This window comes from Hydrosulfovibrio ferrireducens (genome assembly GCF_046883345.1).
Taxonomy (GTDB): domain Bacteria; phylum Desulfobacterota; class Desulfobulbia; order Desulfobulbales; family Desulfurivibrionaceae; genus Thiovibrio; species Thiovibrio ferrireducens.
In genome coordinates this window covers 84,400-109,517 of sequence record NZ_JALKCW010000011.1, presented here as the reverse complement: position 1 = coordinate 109,517, position 25,118 = coordinate 84,400, and the positions used below count along the sequence as shown (strand labels likewise).

Sequence of the window (25,118 nt, the reverse complement as noted above, 5' to 3'; positions counted from 1 at the left end):
AATATTCAATGCAACCGTGATGGGTTAAGGGACGTATCGCCGACTCAGGCGCTTTTCTTTGATTCCACGTCGTTATCGTACAAAATCACCGGATAATCTCCGTTCAGCACCACCTGCTCGCTGATCACGCATTCCCGCACGTTTTCCTTGGAGGGCAATTCGTACATGATATCGAGCATGGCCCGCTCCATGACCGTTCGCAAGCCGCGGGCGCCGGACTTTCTCTTGATCGCCTGCTGGGCGATGGCCTTGAGCGCGCCCTCGGTGAAGCGCAGCCGGATATTGTCAAAGGCGAAAAGACGTTCGTACTGCTTGGTCAGGGCGTTCTTCGGCATCCGGAGAACGCGGACCATGTCCTCCTCGTCCAGCTCTTCCATGGTCGCCACCACGGGCAGACGGCCGACCAGCTCCGGAATCAGACCAAAGCGCAGCAGGTCTTCCGCCTGCACCTGGGCCAGGATATCCCCCACCGACTTCTTCGGCTTGCCCACGACCTTGGCGCCAAATCCCATGGACTTGGTGCCGGTGCGCTGCTTGATCACCCCGTCCAGCCCGACAAAGGCCCCGCCGCAGATAAAGAGGATATTGGTGGTATCGATCTTGATGTATTCCTGCTGGGGATGCTTGCGCCCACCCTTGGGCGGAACACTGGCCACCGTCCCTTCGATGATCTTCAGCAGGGCCTGCTGCACCCCTTCGCCGGAAACATCGCGGGTGATGGAGGCGCTGTCCGATTTGCGGGCGATCTTGTCGATTTCATCGATGTAGATGATGCCGCGGCTGGCGCGCTGGATATCGTGGTCCGCGGCCTGAAGCAGATTCACCAGAATATTTTCCACATCCTCCCCGACATACCCCGCCTCGGTCAGAGTGGTGGCGTCGGCCATGGCAAAGGGGACATTGAGGATCTTGGCCAGGGTCTGGGCCAGCAGCGTCTTGCCGCTGCCCGTGGGGCCGACCAGCAGGATATTGCTTTTCTGCAGTTCGACATCGCTACCATCGTTGCTGCTCTGGGCCTCTATCCGCTTGTAGTGGTTGTGCACCGCGACGGCAAGAACCTTTTTGGCCTGTTCCTGGCCGATCACATACTCATCGAGATGGGCCTTGATGTCATAAGGCTTGAGGGTCGAAGCCACCATCTGCGATTCCAAGGCCTGCTGCCGGTCCTCGCTGACAATCTCGTTGCACAGATCGATGCACTCGTTGCAGATATAGACCGTCGGCCCGGCGATCAGCTTTTTGACCTCATCTTGGCTTTTTCCGCAAAATGAGCAGGTGACTTCCACTTCGCCGTTATGATCTTTTGCCATGACTATTCTCCTCTTCAGGATTCGCCCGTTTCACCAGCACCTTGTCAATTACGCCATAGGCTTTGGCTTCTTCGGCTCCCATGAAAAAATCCCGGTCCGTATCAACTTGAATCTTCTTGAGCTTTTGCTTGGTATGATGGGCAAGAATGGTATTCAGGGTCTGCCGCATCCGCAGAATTTCCTTGGCATGAATATCAATGTCGGAAGCCTGCCCCTGAAAGCCTCCCATGGGCTGATGCAGCATGATCCGGGAGTTCGGCAGCGCATAGCGTTTTCCCTCGGTGCCGGCGGCAAGGAGCACCGCGCCCATGCTGGCCGCCTGCCCCATGCACAGGGTGGCGATATCACACTTCACATAGTGCATTGTATCATAGATCGCCATGCCTGACGTCACGACGCCGCCTGGGGAGTTGATATAAAAGGTGATGTCCTTGTCCGGATCGTCGGCTTCCAAAAAAAGGATCTGGGCGATGATGATGTTTGCTATATCGTCATTTATGGCCGATCCCAAAAAAATAATCCGCTCCTTCAACAGCCGGGAATAGATATCATAGGCCCGCTCTCCGCGGGGACTCTGCTCAACAACCATGGGGACGAGATTCATACACTTACTCCTTCAAGAAGTTACTGGGGATCACTCACGCCCTTGGCAGCGGCCGGCACGATTTTCATCTTGGCTGCGTCAAGCAGGAAGGTTAAGATTTTTTCGTTCAACAGCTCCGCCATGAAGGGGAGGAGATCATCCCTGCTGGAAAAATATTTTTTCACTTCGCTGACCGGCATATTGTATTGCTCGGAGATGCGCTTAAAGCCTCTGTCGATGTCTTCATTTTCCAGCTTGAGCCCTTCCTTTTCCGCCACCTTCTTCAAAAGGAAATCGCCCTTGACCCGAGACTGGGCGGCAAGCTTATACTGTTCGACCAGGGCATCCCGGTTGAACCCGGCCGCTTCCAAGGTCATCCCCTGCCGCTCCAGATTGCTCTCGAGTTCCTTGATCATGGCCTCTATTTCATAGGCCACCAGCCGGGGCGGAATCTCGAAGTCATGGGTTTCGATCAGCACCCGCATCAGCTTGTCGGTAAGATCGCCCCGCTGGGCATCCTTCTTGGCCTGCAGCTTTTTTTCACGGATATGGGTTGTAAGCGCCTCCAGGTCGGCAAACTCATTGCCTACTTCCTTGGCGAATTCATCGTCAAGGGCAGGCAGCACCCGTTCCTTGACATCCTTGACATTGATCTTGAATTCCACCTTCTTGCCCGCCAGGATCGGATTGGCGAAATTCTCGGGAAAATCTATCTCCTGGGAAGCCTCCTCCCCTTTTTTCAGGCCAAGGAGTTTCTCCTCAAACTCTTTGCCGTACTGGCCGGAGCCCACATCAACCGAATAATTTTCGCCAACCACCTGCTTGATGGGATTGCCGTTATGGTAGCCCTGAAAATCAACCACGGCCAGGTGCCCCTTCTCGATGGCGCGGTCTTCAACGCTTTGCAGGGGGGCCATCTGCTTGCGCAGCGCCTCAAGCTCTTGGGCGATTTCCTCGTCCGTCACCTCAAGCGCGGTCTGTTCGATCTCAAGCCCCTTGTACTCGGCCAATTCAAACTGAGGCCGGACATCCACTTCCGCGGTATACGCAAAGGTGCCGTCCCCGACAAATTTCTGTTCGCGGATATCCGGATGCACCACCGCGTCGATCTTGCTTTTCTCCAAGGCGTCAAAGTAGGTATCCTGGATCAATTTTTCCGCCACCTCGTACTCAACCTTGGGCCGGTAATTTTTCTCCAGCACCTGCCGAGGCACCTTGCCCTTGCGGAACCCTTTGAGGGATATTTCGGAGTTCAGTTTCTTGTAGGCGGACTCCAGTTCCTGGGAAACCTGCGCTTCCGGCAGGGTTATGATCATTTTTTTGGTAAGCGAACTTACGTCTTCAACATTGATCTGCATGCAACACCTTCCTTGTTTGAAACATTTTCAACAACACGGTCATACAGTGAAAAACATTTTCCTGGGACCTGTTTCCACGGTACGGATAAGATATCAACCTGTACTCCGGCATTGACGCGGGAGCTGTTTTCCCTGTGGTGCGAGAGGGGGGAGTCGAACCCCCATACCAAAGGCGCTGGTTCCTAAGACCAGTGCGTCTACCAATTCCGCCACTCTCGCTTGAACATGGAAAAATAACCAACTTTCAAGTCACAGTCAAGGACGGCTTACGATCTTGTCCCGATTTAAAACCGATTTTCCCGGAGATGACCGGAGCCAACACCTTTTTTCCTCATGGCCGTACAGACAAAACTCTCTCCGCCGGCGCAACTGCTGCCCCATGCACCGCCATGCCTAAAATTCTCCACAACCACCCTTGACAAGCCGTCGAGAAAAATGGTTTATAGGAACAAATAAACATTTCATCATCCCGGAACACGGTGCAAATCCGTGGCGATCCCATCGCTGTAATCGGGGATGCTGGTCTCCACAGGGAATTTCCCGGTCACTCCCAAATCGTATTGTGGGGGGAAGGCCGCAGACCAGCAGACGATCCGAAAGCCAGAAGACCTGATGCTCATGTTTTTACGGCATGCGTTGCCGTGCGTCTGGGTATTCCCATGGAAACAGAACCCGGAGTGACTCCCCCATAGGAGTTGCTCCGGGTTTTTTTATGCCCGCAGGTCAACAATCAACAGGAGAACACCATGAAAGCAGAAAAACAGATCATCTCGTACCGTCGCCGCTGCAACCTCATAGGCCAGGGAACCGGCCTTTCCCATTATATCCTGCTCGCCCCCAGCGCCGGGACCACAACCGAGGACGGCGGCAAATAATGGAACAGGCTCACAAACAGACAGCAACACCCGTTTTCGCCAACACCGGCCATGGCCCGAATTTTTCCGTGCTGGAGATCGGCGACCCTGACAGGGTCGCGGTTGTCGAGGCAGACACGGCCTACTGGGCTCTGGTTGCTCGCCATGATTTGCCGCAGGCTCTTAACGGCTCCATGGCCGTGGATTTTCTGACCCGCGCGCCGGAATTCCACGCGGAAATGGATCACCTGCGCGCAGGGCTGCAACTTTCCGCCGCGTATGTAAACCCGACCGAGCGCTGCAACCTCAACTGCAGTTACTGCTACCTCCCCGAAGAGATGCGCAAAAACGGCATCGACATGGGGGAGGAAAAACTCATGCTCGCCCTTGAGCGATTGCGGCAACACTTCCGGAAGATCTTGCCGGAGGGGGTAAAACCGCAACTTATTTTCCACGGCAGCGAACCCATGGTTGCCAGGGAGGCGGTGTTTGCCACAATTGCGCGCTTTAAGGACGACTTCCATTTCGGCATCCAGACCAACGCTACCCTGCTCGACGACACGGCAATCCGTTTTTTAAGGGAGCACCAGGTCGGCATCGGCCTGTCCCTGGACGCCCCCACCGCGGAGGTCGCCAACCGTACCAGGAAGAATTGGCAGGGCAAGGGGTATTACGACACCGTGGTTGCGGTGATCAAAAAACTCGTCGATTATCCGGCCTTAAACGTGATTACCACCGTAACCCAGGCCAACGTCCATACCCTGACCGAAATGGTGGACTTTTACCACGGGCTGGGGGTGCGGGTGGTCATGCTCAATCCGGTACGCTGCACCCGCCAGGGCGGAATGGACCTGAAACCGGACAACCATGTGCTGGCCGAGGCTTTTTTCAAGGCGCTGGACCGGTCTTTCGAACTTTTTGAACAAACCGGCAGAAAACTGGTCATCGCCAACTTCGCCAATGTGCTGGCCGGGGTAATCGGCCCGACCGGCCGCAGGCTGATGTGCGACATCTCTCCCTGCGGCGGCGGGCGTTGTTTTTTTGCCGTTTCCGCGGACGGCGAGGTTGTCCCGTGCAGCGAATTCATCGGCATGAACGAGTTTTCCGGCGGCAACATCTTCCATGATGATCCTGCCGATATTCTTGCCAGCAAGCCCTTCCAGGAAGTAACCAGCCGGAAGGTGGAAAAAATTCTGCCCTGCGCAGGCTGCGCCATCCGGCACTTCTGCGGGGCCCCGTGCCCAGCCGAGATCTACAAAGTGTCCGGCAGCGTCAATGCCCCAAGCCCTTACTGCAGCTTCTTTGAGGAACAGGTGCGCCATGCCTTCCGGATAATCGCCCAGCAAAAAGAAGATGCGTATCTCTGGGACAGTTGGCAAACCGAAACAGAAATGTCCTACTGCTGGAAATAACATCTTTGCCCCACGCCAGCCGGGAGTCCTTCCCGGCTGGTTTTTTCCGAATTTCTTTCCCCTCTTTCCAATCTCGATTACAATACCGTGGCAGACACCCATGCTTACACGCAGGACAAACATCCCCATTCCATGAACGGGAAACACAGAAGGAGAATGCCATGAAAGTCGTCGCCTTTAACGGGAGCGCCCGCAAGGGAGGAAATACCGCAAAATTGTTGAATACCGCGCTGGAAGAGCTGTCTCTGCAAGGAATCGACACGGAACTGGTGGAGCTGTCAGGCCAGCCGGTCTCAGGCTGCATCGCTTGCTATCAGTGCTTCAAGAACAAAGACAGCCGTTGCGCCGTGGAAAAGGATATCATCAACGACTGTCTCGCCAAGATGATCGCTGCGGATGGCATTCTTTTGGGATCTCCCACCTACTTCGCCGATGTCTCCGCGGGGATGAAGGCCCTGATCGAACGGTGCGGCATGGTTTCCCGGGCCAACGGCGATCTGTTCAAACGCAAGGCCGGAGCCGGGGTGGTGGCGGTGCGTCGGGCCGGTGCCTATCAGGTATTCAACTCTCTCAACGCCTTTTTCCTGATCGGCCAGATGATCGTGGTGGGCTCCTCGTACTGGAACATCGGCATCGGCAGGGAACCGGGCGAGGTGGCCAACGACGAGGAAGGCATGAAAACCATGCGCGACCTGGGACGCAACATGGCCTGGCTTCTTGAGAAAATCAAAGCGGAATAAGCAATCAGCTCAATCCCGCCCAAGGCATCCCCCGGACGGTAACTGTTCAGCAGCGCCGCTTCGCTGCTGCCACAGATGCGCGGAAGAGGCTTGCGAAGTGTGCTATTGCACATGAGCAAGCCGATGACAGCTAAACGAGCGTAGAGCGAGACTGCGAAGCAGATGTGGTGCTGCTGGACAGTTACTCTCAGCCCAGGAAACTCCAGGACTGCACCTCCCGCTGCAAAAGATGGTTGTCGTACCGTTTCAGCAAGGCAACAGCCTCACGGGTAGCCGCCGGGGAAAAATGGAGCCGTTCCAGTTTGCCTTGCTCCATATCCTGAGCCCTGCGCAGCAATTGAATGGTTTGAATGGAAAGCGGTTGGGAGATGTTCCCCGTGGCCTGGGGTTCACACCGGCTGCACACCAATCCGTTACGCATGGTGCTGAAGCGGTACACAATGCCGGGCGCGCCGAGGAGACCGCAATCAAGGCAGCCTGTCAGATCGGGGCGATATCCCAGGATATCCAGCATTTTGACGTGGAAGAAAATGATCGTGCGATTGACAGCCCCACCGGCCAGAGCCAATCCTTCCAAGGCCCAGACAAGCAAGCGGAAAAGCTCCTCGTCACAGTCATGCTCCCGGGTCCAGTGCAGAACAAGCTCGCACAGCAGGGAGGCGGCGATGTACCGCTCATAGTTTTCCCGCAGCCTGGGGAAAGGGTTCAGCAATTCGGCCTGATCCAGGCGCATGAGCGAGCTATGACGGCTTGGGGCAAAATGAATGGCGAGAAGGGAAAACAGCTCCAGCTTGTTGACAAAACGTTTCTTGCTGCGCTTGGCGCCCTTGGCGATAAGCACGATTTTGCCATACTCGAGGGTATACAGGGTGACAATCTTGTCGGAATCCCCGTGATCCTTAACCTGGAGCACGATGGCCAAACCTTGCTGCAAGGACATCGGCTGAGACGAAGCTATTCAATCGGGAAGGAAACCCGGGCGCTTTCCATTGACTTGCCGATGGAAGGGACCGGTTTGCCATTCAAGGTAAGGGAAACCCCTCCGGCGTTTCCGACAAAAAGGGAAATCTTTTTCGCCGCCTGCAACACCAAGTGATCTCCGGGCTGGTAGATGGCGGACTTTTTCTTTTCCTTGTCTACCTGCACGGAAAGCCAGGTGGTCTCGGTGAATTTCGCCTCAAGAACATAATTCATTCCCGGCTGCTTCACCAACGAGGGTGCTGGAGACACTGACCCCACGGCAGCAGGTTTGCCCAAACCCTGGGATTCTGGGGTTTGCCCCGGCTTTTCCTTGCTGGCCCGGGGAAGAATTACGAATCTGCCCTCATCTGTTTTTTTTTTGATTTCGAGGGACTGATCCGGTTCAACCTTTTGGGCCTCCGCGAGATTTCCGGCCTTTTCAGGCACGGATCCCCCCCCAATTCCTTCCGGCTCGGTTTTCTCAGCTCCGGACAGCGGAAGAGGTGGGGCCTGTACCGCCCCATCCGTCACAGGCTCCGGTTGCCCTGCTTCCTCGGGGGTGGTTTCCCCAGGTTCGCCGGTTACCGGAGCGGGCAGCGGTTGCGGCTGCACCACGGCCGGGACATTGGTCTCTTGCCCTGGAACATCGGGGGGAGGGGCCGAGGAATTCAAGAAATTCAAGACCAGATACCCGGCAAGGAAAAGAACGCCTACGACAACAAAAAAAACGACGAAACGCCCGAAAGGGAAGGTCTGAACCTCGGCCATGGCCTCGCCGGCCAGAACCTCCTGGACGTTGATCTTTTCCGGTGGCTTGGCTTCTCCGGCATTCTGTTCGATATACCAGGCCAAGGCCTCATTGGGATCAAGGCCAAGATACTGCGCATAATTTTTTATAAAGCCGCGGGCGAAAACATCCGCGGGCAGGGCCTTGGGATTGTCCTCTTCAATGGCCCGAAGCGTTGAGGCATGAATGCGCGTCTTTTTCGCGATTTCCTCAAGCTCTTTTCCCTGGCTTTGCCGATGTCTTTTTAGAAAACTGCCAAGGGTTTCATCGGATCGTGACAAAGCTGCAGGTTGCTCGATTGCATCATCAGCGGATGGTGAATCCTTGGTCATGAGAGACATCCCTTTTCCTGAGGTTATGGGACACGGGCTAACCTAAAGTATTTTCTTGATATACGCCTGATCGCGAAGCTCTTTTACCCATTTCTGAAACTGGTTTTTCAGCGCATCTTCATACAGCCGCTGCCGGATCTGTTCCTTGACCGTTTCGTAGGAAGCCTGAATAGCCACATCTCCCCGGTCGGAAAGAAGCTTGAAAAACTGATACCCGTCCGGAGCCTCCTGGATGGCGCTCACCTGTCCCACTTGCAGCCCGGCAATACCCGCTTTCATGTAGGCAGCCATCTCCGACTTCCTGAAAACCCCGATATCTCCGCCATCCTTGGCCGAAGGCAGATCGGAGGCCTGCCGAGCCAGGACGCGGAAATCCTGTCCGGCAAGGGCCTGCCGCCGAGCCTCTTCAGCCCGCCGCCGGGCATCATCCTTGGCGGCCTGGGTGTTTTCCTTCCAGACAAAACCCATCTGCAAGACATGATAGGCGTCTTCTTTTATTTTTTGGGTATAATTTTTTTCGTAAAATTCACGGATCCGCTCCTCATTGACCACAACCCGGGAACGGATTTCATAATCGATCAGCCTTTCCTGCAGGATCTGGCTTCGGATGAGCTCCCGGTAATCTCGCTCGTTGGAGCCCATGAGCGTCATCTGCTGCCAAAATTTTTCCGCCGTGGTTTTGTTGCGCTCGACAATTCTGGCGATGGCGCTGTCCACTTCCGGGTCGCCCACGGAAATTCCGAGCTTCTTGGCCCGTTGTTCGACGATGAGCCGGTCAATAAGACTGGAAAGCACTTCCTCCCTGGCCTTCAGCAGGGTTCGCTCCACTTGCTCCGGCGGAGCCTCCTGGGTGATCCGGCGAAACAGCGCCCCTCCTTCCCGATTGAGGTCGGAGAAGGTAATGACATCATCGTTGACAATGGCGATGATGCGATCCACCACCTCCGCCTGGGCGGCAGGGGGGTGAAAAAAAGCAAGAAAACACAGGGCGGAGCATACAAGATGTAAGAAAAATTTCACCGATCCACTCATAACAGGTTGAAAATATTGTTTTTAATCTTATACGACTTTATAACCGCCAAATTCTACCACAGTCATTTTCAAATGTCATCTTCCGCGAGCAGGGCAAGGATCTTTTGCGCATTTTCGAGGGTTTGTTCCGGCAAGGCAGCGGATTGAGTTGTGATGATCAGCCGCGCTTCGGGGGTGAAACGGGCCCGCCCCTTGAATTTTTCAAGCAGACGCATGATCTTCTCCGGGGAGACCGGAGTTTTTTCATGAAAGGAGAACACCAGATTGCCCGGCCCTTGCTCCAGCTTGCTGATCCACAGCCGCCGGAGCAGGGTTTTCAGGACCAGCACCTCGAACAGATTGAGCGCCTCCTGGGGAAGCTGGCCGTAACGGTCGCCAAATTCATCCTTAAGGTCTAGCAACTCTTCTACCTGCTCGGCGTTGGTCAGCCGGCGGTAGGCGATATAACGCTGTTCCGTCGCCGGGATATACCGTTCCGGCAAAAAGGCCGAAATCTTGAGATTGATTTCAGGCTCGATCTGCTCCTGGGGCTGCTCCACGCCTGCGCCTTTACGCTTCAAGTCGAGAACCGTCTGCTGCAGCAGCTCAAGGTACAGGTCATAGCCCACCGCGGCGATATTGCCGCTTTGCGAGATCCCCAGAATATTGCCGCCCCCCCGGATCTGCAGGTCGCTCATGGCCAGCTTGAAGCCGCCGCCAAGCTCGTTGTAATCCATGAGCGCCCGCAGCCGCTGCTGGGCATCCTTGGACAAGCCGTCCAGGGAAGGGACCAGCAGATAGGCATACGCCTGCTCCCTCCCCCGCCCCACCCGGCCGCGGAGCTGATAGATCTCCGCCAACCCGAGCCGGTCCGCCCGGGTGATGACAATGGTATTGGCGTTGGGGATATCAAGGCCTGATTCGATAATGGTGGTGCAGACCAGCACATCGATCTCCCGCTTGACGAAACGGACCATGATCTCTTCCAGCGCCTTTCCCGGCATCTGGCCGTGGGCCACGGCCAGCCGCGCCTCCGGGACCAGCTTCTGCACCCTGGCCGCCATTTCCTGGATGGAATGGACCCGGTTATGGACCAAAAAAACCTGGCCGCCCCGCTGCAGCTCCTTCACCACCGCCTCCTTGATCACCAGCTCGTCATCGCGGGCCACGAAGGTTTTCACCGGCCTCCGAAACTCGGGCGGCGAGCTGATCACGGAAAGGTCGCGGATACTGAGCAGGGAGAGTTGCAGGGTGCGGGGGATCGGGGTGGCGGTCAGGGTGAGGACATCCACCTGGCTCTTGAGCTTTTTGAGTTTTTCCTTATGGGACACGCCGAAGCGATGCTCTTCGTCGATGATCAGGAGCCCGAGCCGCTTGAAGGCCACATCCTGGGAGAGCAGCCGATGGGTGCCGACCACGATATCCACCCGCCCCTGGCCCAGCTCCTGGATGATCTGCTTCTGCTCGGCCGGGCTGCGAAAGCGGGTCAGGCTTTCCACCCGGACCGGAAAGCCCTGCAGCCTTTCGCGGAAGGTGGCGGCATGCTGCTCGGCCAGCACCGTGGTCGGCACCAGAATGGCGACCTGGAAATTGTCGGCCACCACCTTGAAGGCCGCCCGGATGGCGACCTCGGTCTTGCCGTAGCCCACGTCCCCGCAGACCAGGCGGTCCATGGGCCGGGGCGCGGTCAGATCGTCAAGCACCTCGTTGATCGCCTTGAGCTGCCCTGGGGTCTCGTCGTACGGGAAGGACTCTTCCATCTCGTGGAACAGCTCGTCCGGCGGCGAAAAGGCATATCCCTCCACCATGGCCCGCCGGGCATAGAGGCCCAGCAGGTCCTGGGCCACCTTCCAGACCTCTTCCTTGACCTTTTCCCGCCGGGTCTGCCAGACCTTGCCGCCCAGCTTGTCGAGCTTCGGCTCGGTGTCGGAGAGCCCCTGGTACTTGCTGATCACCTTGAGCTGATCCACGGGCACGTAGAGCTTGTCCCCGTCGCGGTACACCAGTTGGAAAAAGTCGTTGGCAATGCCGCCCAGCACGATATTGACCAGTCCTTCATACCGGCCAAGGCCGTGGGCCGTGTGAACCACGATATCGCCGAGTTGAAGCTCCTCAAAGCTCACCGGCGGCCTGTTCCGCTGCACGCCCTTCTTTTTGCCCGCGCCCAGGCGCAACTCGCCGAACAGCTCGCTTTCCGAAACCCAGTGCAGCCTGGCATCAGGCAGATCAAAGCCAGCGGCAAGCGGCGAATCCACCAAGACAATCTCTCGACCAGCGGAAGCTGGCTCCAGCACAGGCGCTTCGGTTATGGCAACCGGCAAATCGTATTGACTAAGCAATTCCGCCATGTGCTCCGCATGCCGCCTGGTCCGGCAGGCAAAAAAAACAGCCTCTCCGGCCGCAAGCCAGAGGTGCAACTGCCGGGTCAGCTCCGGCATCATCCCCTGATTCTTGCGTTGCAGCTCAAGCTGCTGCTTGAGCAAAACATGGTTGCCGCAGGGTATCTCCAGGGTTTCCCCGTCTTCCATGTCCGGATGGGCAAAATCGTAGAATCGCCCCTGGGGAAAACGCGCCAGCCGTTCTCGCCATTCATTTTCCGGCAAAAATATCCGCTCCGGCGGCAAAACAGGCAGGCGGGCAGCGGCGGCCTCGGCGAAATTCGCCTCGATCCTTTCCCGGCAGAGGGCGAGACTCTCCGCGATTGCGGTTGGCGAGGAGAAAAAGACAATGGTCTCGTCCGGCAGGTAGTCGAGCACGGTCGAGGGCTTTTCGTGGAACAACGGCAACAGGAACTCAACCCCTGGAAACCGCCGGCGCTGCGCAAGGCAATCCTCCATCACCTTGACCCGCTCGTTGTCCCAAGCAAGTTCCGCCGCCGCCCCCTGGAACCGCTTGAGCAACAGCCGCAGCTCCTGCTCCGCGGCAGGATAGAGGATATCGCTCACCGGCAGGAGAACGACCTCCTCGAGATCTTCAACCGAACGTTGGCTGATGGGATCAAACCTGCGGATGGATTCCACGGTATCGCCGCAGAAATCGAGCCGGACCGGCATCTCAAAACCAGTGGGAAAGATATCCAGAATGCCGCCGCGCAGGCTGAACTCGCCAACCGACTGCACCAGGTTGGCCCCATCATAGCCACAAGCGGTGAGCGAGGCAATCAGTCCGTCACGATCGGTCTCTTCGCCGCGCATGACCAATTCGGCCAGGCTTGCAAGGGAAGCGCGGGGCAACACCCTTCTCAGCAGGGCCTCCACCGACATGACCAGAATCCAGGGCTTGTCCGCACTGTGGATGTGGAACAAAACGGCAAGGCGCTCGGCCACGGTGCGGCTGTCCGGCGACAACGGGGTATAGGGGGGGATTTCATGGCCTGGGAAATACAGGGCCGGGGTGTCGGCAAAAAGAGCCAGGTCCTGCACAAGGTGCTGGGCCGCGGTTTCGCTTGGCGTAAGGCAGAGGATGGGACGCTGCCCGAGCTGGGCCGTGCGGCCGAGATGGAAGGCGGCGCCGCTTCCCCGCAACCCGATGATGTTAACGGAACGGCCCTCGGTGAAGAGGGCCGTCAGTCTATTATCCATGTATTGTCTGTGTCGTAGCGAAAATGCCGGAAAAAGCCGGCACATTTCCCGAGGGGGCCATTTTCTAGAAAGCCCCGCCGATGCTGAAATCCCAGACCCCCTGCTGCTCGCCGTCTTTCGGGTCGAGATTGTAGCCCCATTCAAGGCGCAGGGGCCCCATGGGCGACAGCCAGCGGAAGCCAAGGCCGGTGCTGTAGCGAAGATCCGCGACATCCCAGGTTTCGGAATCGGTGTAGACATTGCCCAGATCAAAGAACACCAAGCCTTTCAGCCCGATATCCTTGACGATTGGGAAAATCCATTCCACGTTGGAGTACCACATCTTTTCGCCGCCCACCCGTGAATAGGTAACACCGTCGGTGTTTAACTCCAGCGGGCTGACCTTGCCGCTGTCAAACCCCCGGATGGTATTGAGCCCGCCCAAATAGAATTTTTCATATACCGGCAATTTTTTCTCTTCGTTTTCAACCACATAGCCGATGGCACCCTTAATGTGGAAGGTTGTTTCCCAGGGCAACGGATAGTACCAGCCGGAAGTGGCCTCGTACTTGGTAAAGGAGCTATCCCCCCCCAGAAGGCCGCCCGCATGTTTGATGGAATAGTTGGTGAGCCAGCCCTTTGAAGCGTCGGTGAATTTGTTCCGGGTATCCTTGGAAATACCGAGCCGGACATAACTTGTGGTCTCGATACTCATGGAATCCAGAATCGACTGGGAGGTATTCTCCAGCAAGATATCGGTCATCTTGGTGTCGTCGTAGCCATAGGCCCAGCCCAGGTTCCACTTGTTCCAGACCGGATAGGCAAAGCGCAGGGCCCCACCGGTGGAGTCCTTGGTATAATCGTCGTATTCCCGCGACCAGTTGTAGATATCATAACCGAACAGCAGCTTGGTGTCGTTGAGGTGCGGCTCGGTAAAGCTGAAATTGTAACGGTTGCTGTTGGCGCTGACATTGGCCTGCAAGGAGAGGCGCTGGCCCTTGCCGAGAAAGTTGTTTTCGCTGACCTCGCCCATGAACATCATGTTGTCCACCGAGCTGTACCCGGCCCCCACACTGAAGGTGCCGGTGGCCTTTTCCTTGACATCGACCACCACATCCATCAGCCCTTCCTGCACGGTCGGCTCCGGGGTGACGTTCACCTCTTCAAAAAACTCAAGCCGCTGCAGTTTTTCGCTGCTCTTTCTGATCGCGCTCGCATCGAGCAGACCGCCTTCCTTCACCTGCATCTCACGGCGAATGACCTTATCCCTGGTCCGGGTGTTGCCTTTGATGTTGATCCGGTTTATGTGGACCAAGGTTCCCTGGGCAATCTTGAGCGACAAATCCATGCGTTTGTCTTCCTCATTCTTGCTCAGCTTGGGTTCCACCTCGGCAAAGGCATAGCCACTCTCGGCATACCGGTCCGTCAGGCGCAGGACATCCTCCCGCAAGATCTTGCGGCTGAAGAACTTCTCCTTGCTCAATTCGAGCAGACTGAACAGGTCATTCTTCTCGCCGACAATGTCGCCCTCGATTTCGATGGTGCCGACCCGGTAGCGGTCGCCCTCTTGGATATCGAAGGTGACATAGAGCCAGTCGCCCTCATCGCTTATCACCGGTTCGCTGATCCTGGCCTCGATGTAGCCGTTGTTGTGATACAAGGCGCCGAGCCGGGAGCGGTCCTGCTCAAGCAGATCGCGCTTCAGCTTGCCCGATTCGGTAAACCAGGAGAGCAGCCCCTTTTCCGAGGTGGTCATCTCCTTGCGCAATTCCTTCTCGCTGAAGGCCTTGTTGCCGACAAAACGGATCCCCTTGATATACATCTTGACGCCTTCTTCTATATCAAAGGTGACATTCACCTTGTCATCGGCAACATAGTTGAGCTTGGCGGCGACGGTGGTGCGGTAGAAGCCCTTGTCCTTATAGAGTTTCCGGATATTTTCAACGGAGGTCTGCACCTCCTTGGTGTTGATGATGGTGTTGGGTGAGATGCTCACCACCTCTTTCACCTCTTTTTCCTCAAGCTCTTGTTCGCCGTTGACAAGAACCTGGCCGATTACCGCTTTTTCCTTGACCTGAAAGGTAATGTCCTTGCCCTTTTCCGTATCGGTGACGAGGATCTGCACATCGTCGAAGTAGCCCATCTGAAAGATATTTTTCAGATCCGCCCGCAACAGCTCCGCGGTATAGGGATCCCCTGCCTGGCTTTTAACCTGACGCAGGATAGCCCCAGAATCTATGCGGGTGTTTCCGGCAATGGCAATGGACTGGATAAGAAAATATTGGCCGGTATGGGAGAGAATGTCGTTGGCCATCTGGGACAGGGCTTTCTTCAGTTCGGTCTCGTTATTGCTGACCTGATAGTAAAATTTGGGCGGATTATTGCCGAAGATGTCATAGACGACAAAGTCCAGGCTGAGCTGCTCGCCAAGCTTGGTGATACTGCCGACCGCCACATAGTTGACCGCCGGGGATGAGATCAAGGGCTTCAAGGCCTCGGCCTTGGGCGGCCAATGCTCATAGCCGAGCTTTTGTTGCACTTCCTCCCTGGAGAGCATCGCCATTCCCTTGCTCCGCACAACCTCCTGCAAGATTTTGTCGCTTGCAACGACAAGTTGCTCTCCCCCTGCCGGGGCATTGATCCGGGGCGGCACCATGACGGTGTTCGGCTCGTTTCCGGCACCAAGGGCAACCCCGGCCAACGGCGGGATGGGCTGGGCCACAACGAGGAAAAGGAGTGCAACAACAATCTTCATGGCGCCCGAAAATCCGTGGGAGCCTGTCATGTGTCCGGCTGAGTTGTCTTGTTTCATTCTCTCGATTTCGCGGTGAAGTGGCTTGGGGCCGTCCCATGGGAGCGGACGGGTGGGCTATCTATTTAGCGTATCAGAATTATCAGGCCTTGGCCCAAGTGTCAAGAATCTTTGCTCTCTTCCCGAGTTTCATGCAATCCCCCGTCCCGCAAGGTGAGACAACGGCTCATCCTCCGGGCCAGATCAAGATTATGCGTCACCATGACCGTTGCCAGGGAGAGGGTTTCACTCAAATCGCGGATAAGCTCAAAAACCTTGAGTCCGCTTTTAGGGTCAAGATTGCCGGTGGGTTCGTCCGCCAAAAGAACCGCGGGCTTCATTACCAGGGCCCGGGCCAGGGCGACCCGTTGCTGCTCCCCGCCTGAAAGCTCCCCCACCTTGTGGCTTGAGCGGTTCAGCACCCCGACCCGCTCCAGAAGATATTCCGCATACTCAACAAGCTCGGAGCGTTTCCGCCCGGCAATCAATCCGGGCAGCAGGACATTCTCCAGGGCGTTGAACTCCGGGAGCAGATGGTGAAACTGAAAAACGAAACCAACCACCTGATTGCGAAACAGGGCCAACTGGTCATCGTTTTTTTCAAAAACATTTTCACCCCGGTAAAAAAGCTGGCCCTGGGTGGGCTGATCAAGGGCGCCCAAAATATGCAGCAGGGTGGTTTTCCCGGTGCCGGAAGCACCGACCACCGCGACCATTTCGCCTGCGACCAGCCGCAAATTTACCCCGGCAAGCACTTGCAGGCTGCCGTGACCGCTATATTCCTTGCAAATACCCCGCGCTTCAAAAAACAAGGGAGATTCGTGCGTGTTTTCGGACATGGAGCCGTCTCCTCTACTCATAGCGCAGGGCCACGGCCGGATCGACCTTGGCCGCCTGCCAGGAAGGGTACAGGGTGGCAACCAGGGTAATAACCGTGGCCGACAGGGCAATGAGGATGACGTCCGAGGGCAGGACCAGCACCGGCAAAGTGGAAATCGGGTAGACGTCGGGCAGGTCGATGAACTGGTAACGGCTCAAGAGCGCGCACAGGCCAAGCCCCCCCACCACCCCCAAAAAGGTGCCGGTAAGGCCGATAACCAATCCCTCGTAGATGAAGATACGCATGATGCTGCCGGAGGTGGCGCCCATGGATTTCAGGATGGCGATATCCTTGTTCTTTTCCATGACCACCATGATCAGGGTGCTGACGATATTGAAGGCCGCGACCATCACCACCAGGGCCATGATGATCGAGAGTGCCGTTTTTTCCAAGGCAAGGGCGGAAAAGATGTTCCGGTTCATCCGCATCCAGTCCTTGGCAAAGAAATTCTGCCCCAGGGCCAGTTCAATCCGCTTCGCGACCTTGTCCGCCTGATTGAGATCGGTGGTCTTCACCTCCAACCCATGCACCGCGCCGGGCAGATCAAAGAAGCGCTGCGCCGTTTCCAGCGAGACATAGGCCAGGGCGGAATCATACTCGTACATACCGGTTTCAAAAATCCCGACCACCCGGCAGGTGGATACCTTGGGCATAACCCCCATGGGGGTCAGGGGCCCGGAAGCCGAGATCAGTCGCACCCGGTCGTGGGTGGAGACACGCAACTGGACGGCAAGCTCCTTGCCCAGGATGATGCCCGGCACCGTTCTGGCGCCATCGGTCTTAACAGGGGCCAAGTCGGCTAAAGAGCCTGAGCGCAGATGTTTTTCCAGGCTGAGCACGCCTTGTGCAGTGGCAGGGTCAAGTCCGCGCAGCACGGCGCCAGTTCCGCCCTCGCCACCGGTGATCATGGCCTGGCTGTACAGATACGGCGTGACCCCGCTTACCCCCTCGACAGCCCGAACCGCGGCGGCAACCTCATCATAGTTGCTGATATTGCCGGTGTAATCCTGGACCACCACATGGGAGTTGATGCCCAGGATCTTGTCACGAAACTCGGAGGTAAAGCCGGTCATCACCGCCAGCACCACGATCAAGGCCATAACCCCGACCATGACCCCGGCAATGGAGATCAACGAAATAAGCGAGATGAAGCCGTGCTTGCGTTTGGCCTTCAGATACCGCAGGCAGACAAACCATTCAAAATTCACAATTTTCCTCTTTTTCCAAGTAGTGGCCGGTCACGATTCTGTATCTCCCCTCCCTTGACGGGAGGGGGTGCGGGTGAGTGAAGTTGCCGACAGCATCAGCTCATGCAGCTTCCCCCTCACCCTGTCCCTCTCCCGCAGGTAAGCGCAGACTCCGAGGGGAGAGGGGACTTTTTTTGCCTTCGGCAAGGTCTAACCGGGCAAGGCCCCCGGCTCCTCGGGAGGTGTAACCGTCCAGGAGCGCCGCAGATGCGCGGAAGAGGCCGGCGAAGTGTGCTCTTGCACATGAGCCGGCCGATGACAAAGCAGATGCCGTGCTCCTGAAGGTTACACGGCTTATTTGCTTTCGGGGCGCAGATGCGGAAAGAGGATGACATCGCGGATCGAAGGCGAATCGGTCAGCAGCATGACCAGCCGGTCGATGCCGATCCCCTCTCCTGCCGCCGGAGGCATGCCGTATTCCAGGGCGCGGACAAAATCCTCATCCATCTCGGGAAAAATTTCCTCATCGCTGCCCCGCTCGGCAATCTGCTTTTGCAGCCGCTGTTTCTGATCGATGGGATCGTTGAGCTCGCTGAAGGCATTGGCCATTTCCCTCCCGGTCATGAACAGCTCAAACCGGTCCGTGACCTCGGGGTTTTGCTCGTTGCGGCGCGCCAGGGGCGAAACCTCGGTGGGGTATTGGGTCACAAAGGTGGGGTTGACCAGCTTTTCCTCCACCAGCAGCTCAAAGAGTTCGGTCTTGGCCTTGCCGTGCCCAGACAAAGGCTCAAGGGCAATGCCCTTTTCCAAGGCGAGCTGCCGGGTGCGGGCCGGATCGGCAAGCAGATCCTTGTCAACCTTGCCCACCTCAATAAGCGCCTCATCCATGGTATAGCGTTTCCAGGGCGGGGAAAGATCCATCTCCTGCCCTTGGTAGCTCACGACCATGGAGCCGGTGACCTCGGCGGCGATATAGGAAACCATCTCCTCGGTGAGGTCCATGAGATCTTCGTAGGTGGCAAAGGCCTGGTAAAACTCGAGCATGGTGAACTCGGGATTATGCCGGGTGGAAAGCCCTTCGTTTCGGAAGTTGCGGTTGATCTCAAAGACCTTTTCAAAGCCGCCCACCAGCAGCCGCTTAAGATACAGCTCCGGAGCAATGCGCAGGTAGAGATCCATGCCCAAGGCGTTGTGGTGGGTCTTGAAGGGCCTGGCCGTGGCACCGCCGGCAATGGCCTGCATCATGGGGGTTTCGACCTCCATAAAGCCCCGGTTGGTCAGAAAATCACGGATCAAGCGGATGATCTCCACCCGCTTGCGAAAGGTGTCGCGCACCTCCGGGTTCATGATCAGATCGACATAGCGCTGCCGATACCGGGTTTCCACATCGGTAAGGCCGTGAAACTTCTCCGGCAGGGGGCGCAGGGATTTGGTGATCGGCTTGACACTTGCCGCGTCGATGGTGAGTTCTCCGGTCTGGGTGCGGAACAACACCCCGCCAAAACCGGCGATATCGCCGAGGTCGAGTTTCTTGAAGATCTGGTAGACCTCGGGCCCAACCTCGTCGCGCTTGACATAGATCTGGATGCGGCCGGATTCGTCCTGGATATGGAGAAAAGCCGCCTTGCCGAATTTGCGCAGCGCCATGATCCGGCCGGCCACGGATTTGACCCCATCTTCCAGGGGTGCGTCCGGGTTGTCGTTTTTCGCCAGGATATCGCTGATCCGGTGGGTGGGCCTGAAATCGTTGGCATAGAGATTGACACCCAGATCTGCCAGCTCCTGGGCCTTTTGACGGCGTTGCTTCAAAACCTGATTCAGTTCTTCCATTGCTCAATACTCAAACTTTTTATAGTGGTTGGATAAAAGAAAGCCGGACAGCGTCTGCATCTACAGATACTTGTCGCGCAAGAGTTTCGAAAGGTCTCGGGTCAAGGCCAGCACCTTTTTGGCGTGGGTCAGTGACAGGGAGCCGGTTCCGCAGCTTGGGGTTATCAGGGTCTGTTGCAGCAGAGACTTGTAATCCCAGGCCCCGCCCACAAGCTGAGCAGCCTGCGCTTCCCACCGGGCAAGCAAGGACTCCGCTGTTTCCCGCTCGATATATTCCTTCTCCGAGGTGGGCACGATCCCCCAGGCAATGATGCCGCCCCGTTCCAAAAAGGCGTAGAGCGCGTCCTTGCAGGCGGCCAGCTTGTCGAAAAACCCGTAGGCGTCAAAGCTGACAATATCAAGGGAGGTGGCGAGGAGAAATTCCCAGTCCGTGTTGGCGCAGACATGGATACCCACCAATCCGCCCGCCCCCTGGGCCGCACCGATGATCTCGTTGAGTTCCTGGCCTAGTTCATCCAGGGAAACGCTGAGAAAGGCGGAGGAGCCAAGACCGGCCAGGGCCGGTTCGTCTATAAAGAGAATAACCGGGGCCTGCGACGCAGCAAGAACCTGCACCTGCCAAGCAGCCTTGAGGGAAAGCCCCTTCACCACCATCTCCCGGATGGTCGGCTCGTAATAGGCAGCCCGACCTTCCCGGTCATGCAGCCCGGTGAGCAGGGTGAACGGCCCGGTCATCTGCCCCTTGACCGCGGCCACGGTCTTGCCGGCCACTGCCTCTTTGAGGGCAAAAAGACCCTGGGCCCTGTCCGGGCTCACGGCAAAGGGTGAGTCCGGCAAAAGGGACGGATCTTCAAGGGCGGCAAGATACTGCTCAAAATAGGCCAGCATCTCATCGGCAAAGGTCTCGGTCTGGATATCGAAATAGGTGCGCTCCCCCTCTTCGACAATGCCTGGCATCCCCTCGCTGAACTGACTGAGCATCCCTTCCTTGGGGTTGCTCGGCAATTGCGGCCACAGGGGAATGTCGGGGGTATGCGCAAAGATCAGGGAAAACGCTTCCCCTGCGTCCGCAACCGGCAGGCTGCCGATGAGGGTGGCCAGGCCGTTGGCCTGGAAACGGGAGGATGGATTGTCTTGGCTCATGGCATTGTCCAGTATCGGGAGCTGTGTAAACGGCGACGGCGCGTGCTGTACGCCTGATTGCAAAACAGGATGCCAAAAAAGCGAAATGCGGCTTTTTTAGCATCCTGTTAGCTATCAACAATAGGGCGAAAAGTCAATGTATTTCAGGGAAGCGCGGAGCCTTGCCGGACAAGGCAGTTCTCTTAATCCACCGGGACGCCCCAGATGTCGCGGGCATATTCCCGGATGGTCCGGTCGCTGGAAAATTTACCCATCCGTGCCACATTGAGGATGGACTTGCGGATCCAGTTCGGTTGATCGCGGTACAGCTCGCCCACCTCATTCTGGCAGCGGAGATAATCCTCCAGATCAAGGAGCAGCAGGTAGGGATCATTGTGATTGAGCAGCCCCTCAACAATCGGGGCAAACAGGCGGGTGTCGCCCTTGCTGAAATAGCCGTTACCAATGCTGTCCAGGGTGCGTTTCACCTCGGCGTTGTCGCGATACACGTCAAATCCGTTGCGGCGCGGGTTCCGTTTGGCCTCCTCAACCTCTTCCGTGGTCATGCCGAAGATGAAGATATTCTCGGCCCCGACCTCCTCGCGGATTTCGATGTTGGCGCCGTCCAGGGTGCCGATGGTCAAAGCGCCGTTTAAGGAAAATTTCATGTTGCCGGTGCCGGAGGCCTCGGTGCCCGCGGTGGAGATCTGTTCGGAAAGGTCGGAGGCCGGGAAGATCTTTTCCGCGACCGAGACGCCGTAGTTGGGGATGAACGCCACCTTGAGGCGATCGCCAATCCGTGAATCGTTGTTGACCACCTCGGCCACCGAAGTGATCAGCTTGATGATCAGTTTTGCCTTGAAATACGAAGGCGCGGCCTTGCCCCCGAAAACAATGGTCCGCGGAGGAGAGTCCGTATCCTCCCCATTGGCGATCCGGTGGTACAGGGTGATGACATGCAAAACGTTGAGCAGTTGCCGTTTGTACTCGTGGATCCGCTTCACCTGGACATCGAACAGGGTGTTGGGGTTGACCACCACCCCGCATTCCTGCTTGATGAGAACGGCCAAACGTTTTTTATTCTCCGTTTTCACCTTGGCCCATTTTTTCTGAAACTTGGCCTGACCGGCATAGGGCTCCAGGTTGCGCAGATAATCGAGGTTGGTGACCCATTCCCCGCCGATGGTGTCGGTGATCAGGCCGGCCAGGCCGGGGTTGCATTTGAGCAGCCAGCGCCGCTGGGTGATACCGTTGGTTTTGCAATTGAACCGGCCCGGATAAAACTCATGAAAATCCTTGAACAGCCGGGTCTTCAAGAGGTGGGTGTGCAACTCGGCCACGCCATTGACGGAATGGCTGCCCACGATGGCCAGATACGCCATGCGCACCCTTTTCACCGGGCCCTCCTCGATGATGGACATGGCGCGCAACAGATCATCGCGGCCAGGATACCGGGCCGCGACCTCGTCGAGGAACTGGCGGTTGATCTCGTAGATGATCTCAAGATGCCGGGGCAGCACCTTGCCCAACAGCTCCACGGGCCAGCTTTCCAGGGCCTCGGGCATTAGGGTGTGGTTGGTATAGCCAAAGGTGCCGACGCAGATCTGCCAGGCCTTTTCCCAGGGCACCGACTCCTCGTCCACCAGAAGCCGCATGAATTCGGGGATAGCGATGGCCGGATGGGTATCGTTGAGCTGCACGGCAATCTCATCGGCGAACAAGTCGAAATTATTGTGTTTTTTCTTGTGCCGCCGGAGGATGTCCTGAAAGGTGGCGGCCACGAAAAAATACTGCTGCTTGAGGCGCAGTTCCTGACCCTGCCGGATATCGTCCGAGGGGTAGAGAACCTTGGAGATCGTTTCCGACTGCACCTTCTCCTGCACGGCCGAGATGTAATCTCCCCGGTTGAACGAGCCGAGATCTAGCTCACGGGAAGCCCGGGCCGTCCACAAACGCATGTTGATGACATTGTCGTTGTTAAAGCCCGGCACCAGAACATCACAGGCCATGGCCATGATCTCTTCCGTTTCGATCCACTCGGTCCGCAGCTCGCCCTTGTTGTTGCGGTACCGTTGCACCCGGCCGTAATACTTTACCGGATAGAGATTCGTGGGCCGTTCATACTCCCAGGGGGTGCCGTAGCGCAGCCAGTTGTCAGGATGTTCCATCTGAAACCCGTCGACGATGCGCTGAAAAAAAAGGCCGTACTCATACCGGATGCCATAGCCGTAGGCCGGAACGCCCAGGGTGGCCAGGGAATCGAGAAAACAGGCAGCCAACCGGCCAAGACCGCCGTTGCCAAGGGCGGCATCCTCCTCTTCCTCCCTGATCTCCTCAAGATCGTAGCCCATCTCCTGCATGACATCCTTCATTTCATCATAAAAGCCGAGATTGATGAGGCTGTTGCCCAAGGAGCGCCCGATGAGAAACTCCAGGGAGAGGTAGTAGACCCGCTTCTTGCCCTTTGCGTAATAGCCCTTTTGCGTTGAGATCCAGCGTTCGATGAGAAAATCCCGAATGGTGTAGGCCAGGGCCTTGTAGAGGTCCCTGCTTCCGGCCCGCTGGGGGTCACGGCCGAGAAAGCTCAGCAGATGATGGTTGATCGTGGTCAGAAAATCCTTTTTGGAAAGAGACTTAAAGACCGCACAGTACGGGCCTTGCGGGATTTTGTTGTTCATGGTTATGGTCTACGTCCTGTCCGTTTGACTAAAATTGATAGAATCCCCCCACCTGCTATTTTATTGATTGCTTCCTTCAGAGTACAATGGCGCTGAAAAAACAGTCAAATGTATTTACGGGCTGTCATGGAATACCCTTGAATTTTTCCACCATCCTGTTTCCGCCCCTGCGCCGTTCACCCGGCTGGCTACCACCGTGTGCAGTGGCAATACCGTGTTGTCATAACGGCGCCGCCGATCCCTCGGCGTCAAGAAACATCCGCACCCAGGCCAGGGCCTGCTTGCGGTCCGTGACCAGTCCTTCCACCTGCGCCGCCTGCAGACCGTCGAGGATCTCCTTAAAAAGCGGGCCCGGGGCAAGGGCAAAAACCACAATGAGATCATGCCCCGTGATCAGCGGCGGGCTGGCTAATACCGGCCGGATATATTCCTCATATACCCCGTGCACCTCAAGCCAGAGCGCGGCCAGATTGCGCTCCATCCCTTCCGGCTTGCCCGGTCCCTGCCCGGCAAGGCTGTCCGCCATGGCCAGCAGAAAAAGAGCGTCCAGATCATCGCCAACCGCCTTGACCAGCCGCAGGCAGGCCTTGCGCGTGATCCCGGTGCGCAACCGGGCGTTACTGAGATGAAACGGCCACATATGCAGAGCAATGAGCCGGGCCACCCGAACACGGTCATCCTTGGGCCAGTGAAGCCTCTCGGCGATCCCGGCAAAAATCGCGGCGCCGGCCTGATCGTGGTTGTAAAAGGTTATCTTTTCCTCTACCAGCCTGTGCGTTTCCGGTTTGCCCAGATCATGAAACAGGGCGGCCCATTTCAGCAATACCCCCCGTTTTCCTTGGGCTGCCTCGCCAAATAGCCCGCCCTGTCCTGAAAAATACGCCTCCGGCGCCCTCAGGATTTTTTCCAGACACCGCAAGGCCTCCAGCGAATGCTCGAACACATCAAGATGATGGCTGGCAGGCTGGACAAGACCGCGGCCGGCAACAAGTTCCGGAAAGACAACCCAGAGAAGCCCTGTGTGGCCCATCTGCCCGATCGTCTGTCCGGCGCGATCCGAAGCCATGATCAGGCCAAACTCATAGGCAACCCGCTCCATGGCCGGATCTGCCAGCAACTCGGCATGGGCGGCAATGGCCCTCTCGGTCTCGGGTTCGATGGCAAAACCCAAGGCCGCTGCAAAGCGGTAAGCCCGCAACAATCGCAGGGGATCGGCCAGCAGATTGGCCACGGCCGGCACCCGGATGCGTTTTTGGGCAAGGTCGGCCGCACCGCCGCAAGGATCGATAACCGTGCGCTCGGCCAGGGCGCCGGTCCCGGGGGCAAGGGCAACGGCCATGGCGTTGATGGTGAAATCCCGCTGGCCGAGGTCCTTTTCAATGGTGGTGGTGTGATTTCTGAATCCGGAAAAATCAAGGGTAAGCCCCTGCCAAACAACCCTGGCCACGTCTTCCCCCTCATCAAGCAAAACAAAGGTCCCGCCCAGGAGCCCGCCGACCTCGCGGGCGCAGGCCACGGCTCCCTTCGGCACCGTGAAATCAAGATCCCTGGCCGCCACCCCCAGCAGCCAGTCCCGCACCGGCCCGCCCGCCACATACATGGGCTGCCCGGAACTGCGCGCAACCCGGCCCAGGGCCCGGCGCAGCTCCTCGGGGTACGTTTGCAGCCAATCCTGGGTCAATGCTGTTGCCATGGAGCCCTTACAAAAATCTTCACGCTCATT

17 protein-coding genes, 1 tRNA gene and 1 riboswitch are annotated in these 25,118 nt (G+C 57.2%); of the genes, 3 read left to right on the top strand and 15 right to left on the bottom strand.

All coding sequences use genetic code 11. From position 1 onward, the window contains the following. Positions 1-44: 44 nt before the first annotated feature. The 4 genes from clpX to MWR57_RS05055 all read right to left on the bottom strand — a co-directional run bounded on the left by clpX (position 45) and on the right by MWR57_RS05055 (position 3,470). Complete coding sequence (gene clpX / locus MWR57_RS05070) at positions 45-1,310, bottom strand: ATP-dependent Clp protease ATP-binding subunit ClpX (protein ID WP_423123711.1); 1,266 nt, start codon at positions 1,308-1,310, stop codon at positions 45-47. After that, positions 1,294-1,914: an ATP-dependent Clp endopeptidase proteolytic subunit ClpP gene (gene clpP, locus MWR57_RS05065; RefSeq protein WP_423123710.1), complete on the bottom strand. Its 621-nt coding sequence runs from the start codon at positions 1,912-1,914 to the stop codon at positions 1,294-1,296. Before clpP ends, clpX begins: the two co-directional genes overlap by 17 nt. A gap of 20 nt (positions 1,915-1,934) precedes the next feature. Next, positions 1,935-3,251: a trigger factor gene (tig, locus tag MWR57_RS05060; protein WP_423123709.1), complete on the bottom strand. Its 1,317-nt coding sequence runs from the start codon at positions 3,249-3,251 to the stop codon at positions 1,935-1,937. A gap of 135 nt (positions 3,252-3,386) precedes the next feature. Beyond that, positions 3,387-3,470 (bottom strand) — tRNA-Leu (locus tag MWR57_RS05055). Positions 3,471-3,722: 252 nt separating this feature from the next. After that, a riboswitch (cobalamin riboswitch) is annotated at positions 3,723-3,860 on the top strand. Between the two features lie 137 nt (positions 3,861-3,997). Here MWR57_RS05055 and MWR57_RS05050 point away from each other — a divergent pair. The 3 genes from MWR57_RS05050 to MWR57_RS05040 all read left to right on the top strand — a co-directional run bounded on the left by MWR57_RS05050 (position 3,998) and on the right by MWR57_RS05040 (position 6,257). Then, complete coding sequence (locus tag MWR57_RS05050; RefSeq protein WP_423123708.1) at positions 3,998-4,126, top strand: hypothetical protein; 129 nt, start codon at positions 3,998-4,000, stop codon at positions 4,124-4,126. Then, positions 4,126-5,517, top strand: coding sequence for a peptide-modifying radical SAM enzyme CbpB (gene cbpB, locus MWR57_RS05045; RefSeq protein WP_423123707.1), 1,392 nt, complete (start codon positions 4,126-4,128; stop codon positions 5,515-5,517). The genes MWR57_RS05050 and cbpB overlap by 1 nt, the downstream gene beginning before the upstream one ends. Positions 5,518-5,678: 161 nt before the next feature. Beyond that, positions 5,679-6,257: a flavodoxin family protein gene (locus tag MWR57_RS05040; protein ID WP_423123706.1), complete on the top strand. Its 579-nt coding sequence runs from the start codon at positions 5,679-5,681 to the stop codon at positions 6,255-6,257. A 187-nt stretch (positions 6,258-6,444) separates the two neighbouring features. Here the strand turns inward: MWR57_RS05040 and recO are convergent, their stop codons facing one another. From recO to MWR57_RS04985, 11 genes are all read right to left on the bottom strand, one after another. Next, positions 6,445-7,191: a DNA repair protein RecO gene (gene recO, locus MWR57_RS05035; protein ID WP_423123705.1), complete on the bottom strand. Its 747-nt coding sequence runs from the start codon at positions 7,189-7,191 to the stop codon at positions 6,445-6,447. A 20-nt stretch (positions 7,192-7,211) separates the two neighbouring features. Then, the gene (locus tag MWR57_RS05030) at positions 7,212-8,345 is read right to left on the bottom strand and encodes a helix-turn-helix domain-containing protein (RefSeq protein ID WP_423123704.1); all 1,134 of its coding nucleotides are present in this window, start codon (positions 8,343-8,345) and stop codon (positions 7,212-7,214) included. A 33-nt stretch (positions 8,346-8,378) separates the two neighbouring features. Next, the gene (locus tag MWR57_RS05025) at positions 8,379-9,356 is read right to left on the bottom strand and encodes a SurA N-terminal domain-containing protein (protein WP_423123703.1); all 978 of its coding nucleotides are present in this window, start codon (positions 9,354-9,356) and stop codon (positions 8,379-8,381) included. Positions 9,357-9,436: 80 nt separating this feature from the next. Then, positions 9,437-12,928 (bottom strand): transcription-repair coupling factor, encoded by a 3,492-nt coding sequence (mfd, locus tag MWR57_RS05020; RefSeq protein WP_423123702.1) that lies wholly within the window; start codon positions 12,926-12,928, stop codon positions 9,437-9,439. 64 nt (positions 12,929-12,992) lie between these two features. Next, positions 12,993-15,662: an outer membrane protein assembly factor BamA gene (gene bamA, locus MWR57_RS05015; RefSeq protein ID WP_423123701.1), complete on the bottom strand. Its 2,670-nt coding sequence runs from the start codon at positions 15,660-15,662 to the stop codon at positions 12,993-12,995. A gap of 158 nt (positions 15,663-15,820) precedes the next feature. Next, positions 15,821-16,537, bottom strand: a complete 717-nt coding sequence (locus tag MWR57_RS05010; protein WP_423123700.1) for an ABC transporter ATP-binding protein — start codon at positions 16,535-16,537, stop codon at positions 15,821-15,823. Between the two features lie 13 nt (positions 16,538-16,550). After that, positions 16,551-17,786 (bottom strand): lipoprotein-releasing ABC transporter permease subunit, encoded by a 1,236-nt coding sequence (locus MWR57_RS05005; protein WP_423123699.1) that lies wholly within the window; start codon positions 17,784-17,786, stop codon positions 16,551-16,553. 333 nt (positions 17,787-18,119) lie between these two features. Further along, positions 18,120-19,595, bottom strand: a complete 1,476-nt coding sequence (gene lysS, locus MWR57_RS05000; RefSeq protein WP_423123698.1) for a lysine--tRNA ligase — start codon at positions 19,593-19,595, stop codon at positions 18,120-18,122. Between the two features lie 60 nt (positions 19,596-19,655). After that, positions 19,656-20,738: a uroporphyrinogen decarboxylase/cobalamine-independent methonine synthase family protein gene (locus tag MWR57_RS04995; protein ID WP_423123697.1), complete on the bottom strand. Its 1,083-nt coding sequence runs from the start codon at positions 20,736-20,738 to the stop codon at positions 19,656-19,658. 182 nt (positions 20,739-20,920) lie between these two features. Further along, positions 20,921-23,395: a glycogen/starch/alpha-glucan phosphorylase gene (locus MWR57_RS04990; RefSeq protein WP_423123696.1), complete on the bottom strand. Its 2,475-nt coding sequence runs from the start codon at positions 23,393-23,395 to the stop codon at positions 20,921-20,923. 220 nt (positions 23,396-23,615) lie between these two features. Beyond that, positions 23,616-25,088 (bottom strand): CCA tRNA nucleotidyltransferase, encoded by a 1,473-nt coding sequence (locus MWR57_RS04985; protein WP_423123695.1) that lies wholly within the window; start codon positions 25,086-25,088, stop codon positions 23,616-23,618. Positions 25,089-25,118: the final 30 nt, after the last annotated feature.